This is a genomic window from Luteibacter mycovicinus (assembly GCF_000745235.1).
Lineage (GTDB): Bacteria > Pseudomonadota > Gammaproteobacteria > Xanthomonadales > Rhodanobacteraceae > Luteibacter > Luteibacter mycovicinus.
Genome location: NZ_JQNL01000001.1, coordinates 2635714 through 2644866 on the forward strand (window position 1 = coordinate 2635714; position 9153 = coordinate 2644866).

At 65.1% G+C, this 9153-nt stretch carries 5 protein-coding genes; 4 read left to right on the plus strand and 1 reads right to left on the minus strand.

The window, feature by feature from the left end; all coding sequences use genetic code 11:
• Positions 1 to 168: 168 nt before the first annotated feature.
• On the minus strand, positions 169 to 2094 hold the full coding sequence (locus FA85_RS11605; RefSeq protein ID WP_036116563.1) for an alkaline phosphatase family protein: 1926 nt from the start codon (positions 2092 to 2094) through the stop codon (positions 169 to 171).
• A 172-nt stretch (positions 2095 to 2266) separates the two neighbouring features.
• Between FA85_RS11605 and FA85_RS11610 the strand changes: the two genes are divergently transcribed.
• The 4 genes from FA85_RS11610 (at position 2267) to FA85_RS11625 (ending at position 9142) form a co-directional block, all read left to right on the plus strand.
• Complete coding sequence (locus FA85_RS11610; protein WP_036118604.1) at positions 2267 to 4564, plus strand: TonB-dependent receptor; 2298 nt, start codon at positions 2267 to 2269, stop codon at positions 4562 to 4564.
• Positions 4565 to 4620: 56 nt separating this feature from the next.
• On the plus strand, positions 4621 to 5667 hold the full coding sequence (locus tag FA85_RS11615) for a glycerophosphodiester phosphodiesterase (RefSeq protein ID WP_036116560.1): 1047 nt from the start codon (positions 4621 to 4623) through the stop codon (positions 5665 to 5667).
• A gap of 87 nt (positions 5668 to 5754) precedes the next feature.
• Entirely contained in the window at positions 5755 to 7266 is a 1512-nt protein-coding gene (locus FA85_RS11620) for an amino acid permease (RefSeq protein ID WP_036116559.1), read from the plus strand.
• 169 nt (positions 7267 to 7435) lie between these two features.
• Positions 7436 to 9142, plus strand: a complete 1707-nt coding sequence (locus FA85_RS11625) for a ShlB/FhaC/HecB family hemolysin secretion/activation protein (RefSeq protein ID WP_156108815.1) — start codon at positions 7436 to 7438, stop codon at positions 9140 to 9142.
• The last annotated feature ends 11 nt before the right edge of the window (positions 9143 to 9153 follow it).

Genomic DNA, 9153 nt, shown 5'->3' on the forward strand with positions numbered 1-9153 from the left:
GAGATTCGGGGCGGAAAACTAGCAGAAAAAGGTCATGTAGGAGCGCGCCTTGCGCGCGATGGGTGTGTTGCGGGGGTGCCTCTGGGGTGCCGCTGGTGTGCCGCGTCACCGCTTCGTTGGCTTTTCGCGCGCAGGGCGCGCTCCTACACGCGGGGGTGGGGCGCGCTCCTACGGGAGGCGTTCCGCCTTAGCCTGGTCGAAGTAGGTGTAGGTCTTGCCGTTATCGCTCAGTTGTCTGGTCTTGAGGACGAAGCGGTACGTCGAACGATTCATCGGCGTGCCGTCCACGCGACGCACGTCCAGGCCCGTCGAGGTATCGGTCGCGATATCGGCGGGCTTCACGCTCAGACCTTCGGGCGAGTGCCCTTCCAGCGCCTCGCGCAGCACGCGCCCGTCCGGCTTGCCGAGGTCGATGTTCAGCAAGGCCGCGATGGTCGGCGCGACGTCCACGTTGCCGCTCGGCAGTTCGCTGCGCAGGTTCCTGCGGAAATCCGGGCCGCTGGCCAGCAGCATGTTGTGCACGTCGATCGGGCTGAAGCTGCCGTGCATGCCGCGCTCGTTGGACATGCTGGTATAGACCGTGCCCTTGAAACCCTGCACGGTCGCGTCGGCGTTGAAGTCGTAGCTGACGATGATGTCGGGTGAACGCGTGTTCTCAAGGTGCACGGCCGCCAGCGGGAGTGTGCCGGGGATCTTGCCGTAGCGGGCGTCGACGAAAATCGCGCCGAACATCTCGCGGCTCTGCAGGAAGCGTACGGCTTCCACGACGCGTGCGCGATCGTGCGAGGGCAGGTAGAGGTATTCGCTGCCGCCATTCGGCGCGATGACGAAGGCGTCCGTCGGCAGGTCGGCCGGCAGCTTATACGACGGCGTCGTATACGGGCCGGGCTTGCCACAGACGCGGCCGTCGTCGTCGAAGCGGGTCGGATGCAGCTGCGCGCCATCCGCTTTGAGGCCGGACATCACCGGCGCGTAGATGCAGCCGAAACCGTCGAATGCCTTGAAGCCGGCGTGGGTCATCTCATCGGCGAGACGAATCGCGCCCGACGTGGAGAAGCCCCATTCCGCTTCGACGCGACCGACACGGCCATCGGCGATCTGACGCAACGGGAACAGGTCGGCAGGACCGGCGACGTTGCTGTGCGCGTGGTCGGAGACGATCACCAGATCGGTATCCGCGTCCATGCCCAACGACTTCAGCTTCGCCTGGAGCTGGCCCAGGAGTTCGTCCTGTGCGCGCAGGGCGAGATGGAAGTTCGGTGAACCCACACCGTAACTGTGCTCGGTGCCGTCGGGATTGCGCAGCCAGACGAAGCTGATATCGGGCTTCTCGACCGGCAGAACGTAGTCGAGGAAGGCCTTCATCAGGAACGCATTGGACGGTGTGGCCGGTGCACCGGCGCCATCGGAGGCGTCCGTGGTCGCGCCGTCCTTCATCGTGACCAGCGGCAACGGCGCGGTGGGCGTGCCGTTGTCCGGTTCCAGGTGGAAATGGTCCGGATCGTAGGCGTGTACGGTATTGGCCGGCAGCGGATAGCCGGCCTTCGTCAGTCGCTGCGCGAAGGCCAGCGGCAGCGCCACGTTCTCATCGAGGATCACGCCGCCTTCGTGGATGTCCTGGAGGAAGGCCGGGCCCGATTTGCCTACCACAGCGGTCTTCAGCCCCGCTTTGCGTGCGCGCTCCAGCAACGTGGGCGCTTCCAGCAGATCGTGGTGCCAGTGATCGTCCAGCGCGCGCAGTACCGCATAGTCCTCGGTGTAGACCGGCGAGGCGAAGTCGCTGGGTGCGCCCTTCGCATCGAAACCGCTGGCGCCCGGCGCCCAGAAGCGGTTGCCGTAAAAACCGATCGTCCCCGGGAACGAGCCCGTGGCAAAACTCGACGCATTGACCATGGTGAAGGTCGGGTAGGTCGAGTGGTTGTCCGCGAAATACGTGCCCTGCCTGGCCAGCGCCGCCAGATTCGGCGTGTCGTCTTCGCTGATGGCATCCGGCCGCATGCCGTCCCAGACGAAGACGATGACGCGGCGGGAGGCGTGCGCGTCCACGGCCAGGATCACCAGAAGCAGGGCGGCAAAGCGGGCGAGTCGGCGCATGGATCGGTTCCGCGTGAGGGTAAAGGGCGCCATGGTGAGGCGTGCGTGTTGCAGTACGGGGACGCGGCCGAACTGCGACCTGCGTCACTCCGCGTCACATGTTCTTCTCTTCGTAAGAAAACCTAAACACTGGGCGGCCACGCTCGAAGGCTTCTTACGTTTTACGAGTTTCCTGCCGATGAAGCACAACCGCAGCGCCCTGTTCCTCGCCCTCGCCGCCGCCATCGCCCTGCAGGCTCACGCCGAAGACGCGCCGCCCCCGAAGACGCAGGATCTGGACGCGGTCTCGGTGATCGGCCAGGGCGAGACCCGCCAGGTGCAGCGCATCGTGCCCCAGGACCAGAAGGTTCTCCCGCCGGGTACCAGCCCTCAGAAGATCCTGAATCGCCTGCCGGGCGTCTCGGTGCAGTCCAATGACGCGTTCGGCGCCAACGAGGAGTCCCAGTCGATCACGTTGCGCGGTTTCAATACCACGCGCCTCGGCTACACCCTCGACGGTCTGCCGCTGGGCGACAACGCCTACGGCAACTACAACGGCCTCAATATCTCGCGCGCCCTGATCGCCGAGAACATGGCGACGGTGGAGTTGTCAGAGGGCATCGGCGCGCTCGGGACGGCGTCGACCAGCAACCTCGGAGGCGCCATTCAGTATTTCTCGTCGGATCCGGCGAAGACCTTCGGTGGCAAGGCGGCGCAGACCTTCGGCAGCGACCACAACCGTCGCACCTATGCGCGCATCGACACGGGTGACTACAAGGGTTTTTCGATGTACCTGTCCGGCATCAAGGCCGACGCGGACATGTGGGCCCAGCCGGGCTCGAAGACCACGACCAGGCAGTTCAACGGCAAGGCCGTCTATGAGTTCGGTGACGGCAACCGGATCACCGGCTTCGCGGACACTTCGCGGACCGCGCAGGCCGACTACGCCTATCTGTCCAGGAGCGGCATGAGGCGCGGCCTCGGCTGGGACTGGAATCTCTACGCACCGGACTGGAACCGCGCCCTGGCGGCGGCCTATTGCACGCCGGCTTACACGGTCGGTGGGGTGCGCGACTCGCGTTGCGGCTACTCCGGCGGCGTCGACAACACCGACGATGCCTACTACCTGAGCCGCGCGTTGCGTCGCGACGATCTGTACTACGTGGCGGGCGACTTCGCCGTGGCCGATGGCGCGACGCTGCATACCCAGGTTTATCACCATGAGAACGCGGGCCAGGGCCACTGGTGGGCGCCGGGTCAGAAGTCCAACCCCGGCACCGCCGGGGAGCTGCCGATCTCCCTGCGCAGCACCAATTACACGATCAACCGCAATGGCGCGATCGCGTCGCTGTCGTGGGACCTCGGCAATCATCATGTCGAGGGCGGCGTGTGGTACGAGAAGAACAACCATCACGTGGAGCGCAACTTCTACTACGTGGACGGTCCGTTCAACGACGATTTCTATCTGTCCGACCCGGATCGTCGTCTGTTCTCGCAGGACTATACGATCACCACCAAACAGGCGTACCTGCAGGACAGCTTCAAGGCGATGGACGATCGTCTGACCATCGACGTCGGTGTGAAGAGCCCGCACACGACCATGAAGGCGGTCGAAGCGCCGGGCGTGGAAAGCCCGTATGCCAACGGCACGCTCAAGGCGGGCAAGTCGCTGTTGCCGCAGGCCGGTCTTGCCTTCCAGCTGGCGCCCGGTCAGGAGGTGTTCCTGTCGTATGCAAAGAACATCGCGGCGTTCCAGGGCGGCGGTGCCGGTGGCCCGCTCTCCGTGTCGCAGAGTGCGTTCGACGGTACCAAGGCCAACCTCAAGCCCGAACAGTCGCGCTCCATCGATGGTGGCTTCCGCAGCGTCGGTCAGTCGTACGAAGCGTCGGTGGCGTTGTATGACGTGAAGTTCGACAATCGTCTGCTCTCCCTCAACCCCTGCCCGAGCATCGAGCAGGGCACGCGTCCGGAGTGCAACACCGCCTTCGTCAACGTCGGCTCGGTGTCCAGTCGCGGCGCGGAATTCACCTTCATCTGGAAGCCGGTCCGTGGCTTCGAGTGGTACAACTCCGCCTCGTTCAACCGCTCGCGCTACGACGACAACTACGTCGCCAGCGGTGTGGTCGTCCCGGTGAAGGGCAAGACCACGGTGGATACGCCCAAGCGCATGTACTCGAGCGAGATCAGCTACACCTACGGCCCCTGGTCGGCCAGCCTGCGTGGCAAGTACACCGGCAAGCGCTACTACACCTATACCAACGATCAGAGCGTGGCCGGCGCCACCTCGTTCGACTTCGGCGCGGGCTACGATTTCGGTACGATCGGCTACCTCAAGTCGCTGACGCTGGCGCTGAACGTCACCAACCTCACCGACCATCGTTACGCGACCAATCTGACCGCGTTCGGCGCGACCGATCCGAACGGCCGCGCACTGGCGTTTCATGCCAGCGCGCCACGCCAGAGCTTCGTTACCCTGTCGGCGGATTTCTGATGAAGGCGATTGCTCTATCCTCATGCGCTCTGGCCCTGGCCCTTGGAGTGCTCTCGATGCCCACGTCCGCCGCCCCGGCTCCCGGTAAGCCGATTGCCGCGAAGGTCCTCGTCATCGGTCACCGCGGTGCCAGTGCGCTGCGTCCCGAGCACACGCTGGCCTCGTACGCCGTGGCCATCGAGGACGGTGCCGACTTCGTCGAGCCGGATCTGGTCTCCACCAGGGACGGTGTGCTGGTCGTGCGTCACGAAAACGAGATCGGCGGGACGACCGATGTGGCCTCGCATCCGGAGTTCGCCAGCCGCCGGGTGACCAAGACCGTCGATGGCGAGTCGATCACGGGGTGGTTTACCGAAGACTTCACCCTCGCCGAGCTGAAGACGCTGCGCGCCCGAGAGCGCCTTGCGGATATCCGCAAAGCCAACACGGCCTACGACGGCCAGTTCACCGTGCCGACCTTCGACGAGATGATCGAGTTTGTCGCCGCGGAAGCGTCGGCCAGGCATCGGGTCATCGGCATCATTCCGGAGATCAAGCACTCGACGTATTTCCATGACGTCGGCCTGCCGATGGAAGACAAGGTGCTGGCTACGCTGGCGGCGCACGCCTATACGCGCACCGCACCCGTGGAGATCCAGTCGTTCGAGATCCGCAATCTGAAGTACGTGCGCGGCAAGCTGGGCAAGGATCACCCGAACATCCGTCTGCTCCAGCTGATGGATCTGGCCGACCAGCACCCGGCCGACCAGCCGTCGACCACCTACGGCGCGATGATGACCCCGAAAGGTCTCAAGGCCATCGCCACCTACGCCGACGCCATCGGGCCGTCCACGCGCAGCATCATTCCGCTGACCGGAGACGGGAAGCTGGCGCCGGTCGCGCCGCTGGTGCACGACGCGCACGCCGCCGGGCTGGAGGTGCATCCGTATACGTTCCGGCCGGAGAACCACTTCCTGGCGGCGGATTTCCGCGACGACGCGGGGGATGCGGCGCGGAACGACGCCGGTTCGGTGGCTGAGATCCGGGCCTATCTGGCGACCGGGATCGATGCGTTCTTTACCGACGACCCTGCGCTGGGGCGCAAGGCGCTGGATCGCCCCTGATCCTGCGGGGTGTCGGGCTTTTCTGACGACACCCTGGCCCTTGCCCCGCTATGATCCCGGGCTCTGCCAGCTCCAGGGGTCGCCCCGATGTCGTTAGCCAAGTTTCTCCGCCACAAGTCCGTCGAGCAGTTGCAGGCGGAGGTCGGCTTGCGTACGGACTTCCGCCGGGTCCTCGGCCTCTGGCAGCTCACGGCCATCGGTATCGGCGGCATCATCGGCGTGGGCATCTTCGTGCTCGCCGGCCAGCAGGCGGCCCTGAACGCCGGCCCGGCCGTCGCCCTCAGCTTCATCATCGCCGGCTTCGGCAGTGCCTGTGCCGCACTCTGCTACGCGGAGTTCGCGGGTCTGATCCCGGTCACCGGCAGTGCCTATACCTACGGCTACGCCGTGCTCGGCGAGGGCGCGGCCTGGATCATCGGCTGGGATCTGCTGCTGGAATACGCCCTGGTGGTGGCGGTGGTCGCCATCGGCTGGTCCGGCTACGTGCAGGTGTTGCTGGCCACGGCAGGCGTGCATCTGCCGGAGTGGGCGCAGAAGAGCATGAGCGCCGACACCATGAACTATTACTGGCAGCAGGCGAAGCTGGGCGTCGGCTTCAGCGTCGCGAATCCGCTGCCGGGCCCGACCGACGCTCACCGCTTCAATGTCATCGCCGCCGGTATCTCGCTGTTCGTCGCCATTCTTTTGTCGATCAAGACGGAGTGGGGTGCGCGCCTCAACACCGTGATCGTCGGTATCAAGGTGATCGGCGTAGCGCTGGTGATCGGCGTTGGCGCGTTTTTCATCAACACCGCCAACTGGCACCCGTTCATCCCGGCGCGTGTATTCGACGCCAAGGGCATGGGCCACTTCGGCTGGCAGGGCGTGCTGACGGGCGCGAGCGTCGTCTTCTTCGCGGTGTTCGGCTACGACACGCTGACCACGGCGGCCGAGGAAGCGAAGAACCCGCAGCGCGACCTGCCACGCGCGGTGCTGCTCTCGCTGGCGGTCGCGATGGTGCTTTATATCGCCGTGTCGCTGGTGCTTACCGGCATCGTTCCTTACGGGACGCTAAGCGGCGAAGCCTCGGTATCCGACGCCTTCAACGCCATCGGCCTGCCGTGGCTTAGCAACGTGATCGCCGTCGCGGCGGTGATCGGTGTGATCAGCGTGCTGTTCGCCTTCATGCTCGGCGCGGCGCGCATCTGGTTCGCGCTGTCGCGTGATGGGCTGTTGCCGGCATGGTTCGCGCAGGTGCATCCGCGCTTCGGCACGCCTGCACGTCCGACGATGATCCTTGGCATCTTTACCGCCGTGGTGGCCGGCCTGCTGCCGATCGGTGAAGTGGCGGAGCTGGTCAACATCGGCACGCTGAGCGCGTTCATCCTGATCTGCGCCTCGGTGCTGGTGCTTCGTGTGCGCAAGCCGCATCTCGAACGGAAGTTCAAGACGCCGGCCGTGTGGTTCGTGGCGCCGCTGGGTATTTTGTTCTCGCTGGCGCTGATCTGGGGGCTGCCGGCGATCACCTTCGAGCGGTTTGCGATCTGGATGGTGTTGGGCCTGATCGTGTATTTCACGTATGGCGTTCGGAACAGCAAGCTCAATCGTGGGTATCGCTGAAGCGCTGCCGCGACGGCATGGGTGAACGCCTTACGCGTCTTGTAGGAATTCCCCTACACGACGTGTCGGCAATATCCTACGACTAAAGCTCAGCCCCTGAGATGCGCAGGCTCTAAAATTCCCCACCTCGGAGCAGCACGGCCCGGACCGGCCAGAAACAGGGGAAAACGTGAGCATCACCTCAGGAAGGCGCGGGCAGGGCGTCTCGACGGCCATGCGTGTGGCCGGCATTCTGCTAACTGTGACGGGCGTCGCACAGGCGCAACAAGTCCAGACGCTTGACCAGCAAGAGCAACGCGATCGCGCCCAGCGCGAGGCACAGGCTCGTCTGGAGCAGCAACAACAGCCGGATGTGCGACTGAATTCCGTCCCCGTGACGGATTTCCGTCGCACGGATGTGCCGGTTGAAGCGGAATGCTTCCGACTCGCCCATGTCGTGCTCGAAGGCCAGCGCGTGGAGGACTTCGTCTTCGCGCAGCGCTATCTCGACCGCTACGCCGCTAAATGCGTCGGCCACGAGGGCGTCAACGCCATTGTCCGCCGTGTATCGGACATGATCATCGATCGCGGATTCGTGACTACTCGTGTGGGGCTCGCGCCGCAGGACTTGTCGAGCGGCACGCTGAGGCTCACGCTGGTGCCGGGGACGATTCGTGCGGTGCGCTTCGCCGATAATACGGCCGTGGGTGCCTGGCAGACCGCGCTCGCCGCCCGGCCGGGCGACCTGCTCAACCTGCGCGACATCGAGCAGGGGCTGGAGCAGTTCAAGCGCGTGCCTTCGCAGGACGTCACTATCGACATCGCCCCGGGCGAACAACCGGGCGAGTCGGATCTGGTCATCACCGCGAAGCGCTCGCGACCCTGGCATGTGGTCGCGTCGCTCGACGACAGCGGGTCGCGCGCAACCGGCCGCCTGCAGGGCGGTATCAACCTCGGACTCGACAATCCTCTGCGCATCAACGACGTGCTGTCGCTGGGTTACAACCACGACGTCTATCACAGCGACGGGCACGGCACGCGCGGCAACACGGCGAACTATGCGGTGCCTTATGGCGACTGGCTGTTCACCGCTTCGCTGTATGACTACAAGTACCACCAGACGGTGGAAGGCTCGCAGCAGACCTTCACCTCCAGCGGCAAGTCGCGCACGACTGACATCACCGTGCAGCGCATGCTCCATCGCACGAAGTACGGCAAGACCTCGCTGGAACTGCGCATCGGCAAACGCTGGGCGCACAGCTTTATCGAGGACTCCGAGCTGCTGACGCAGAAGCGTGACGTCACCACGGCCGAGCTCGCGCTGGTGCAGCGCCAGTACCTGGGTAACGCCCAGCTGGATCTGCGCCTTGCCCATCGCCGCGGTGTCACCTGGTTCGGCGGCCAGCAGGATGTGGCGGGCCTGTCGAAAGACGCGCCGACCTTCCAGTACGGCCTGAACCTGCTCGATGCCTCACTCAACGTGCCGTTCAAGCTCGGCCGTGTGCCGGTGCAGTGGACGACGGAACTGCGTGCCCAGCGCAGCAGCGACACGCTCTACGCCTCGGAATTCATCACGCTGGGCGGACGCTATTCCGTCCGTGGGTTCGATGGTGAAGAGACGCTGGCGGGCGAGCGTGGCTGGTACTGGCGCAACACCTTCAGCGTGCCGCTGGGCAACCTGCCCATCGCGGCCTACGCCGGTATCGACGGCGGCCACGTCGGCGGGCCGAGCATTCGCACGCTGCCCGAGAAAACCCTGCGTGGCGAATTCGTCGGCCTGCGCGGCAGCTTCGGGCGTTTCAGCTTCGACGCGTTCGCCGGCTGGGCGGACAAGGGCGGTCGCGCCCTCAACACGATGCGACCGGCGACGGGCTTCCAGCTCGTTTACCAGTACTGACAAGGACTGCA

What these genes read in the sequence shown, in the direction of transcription:
- FA85_RS11605 (WP_036116563.1), bottom strand. Translation starts at nt 2,094, where the DNA reads ATGCGCCGACTCGCCCGCTTTGCCGCCCTGCTTCTGGTGATCCTGGCC.
- FA85_RS11615 (WP_036116560.1), top strand. Translation starts at nt 4,621, where the DNA reads ATGCCCACGTCCGCCGCCCCGGCTCCCGGTAAGCCGATTGCCGCGAAG.
- FA85_RS11620 (WP_036116559.1), top strand. Translation starts at nt 5,755, where the DNA reads ATGTCGTTAGCCAAGTTTCTCCGCCACAAGTCCGTCGAGCAGTTGCAG.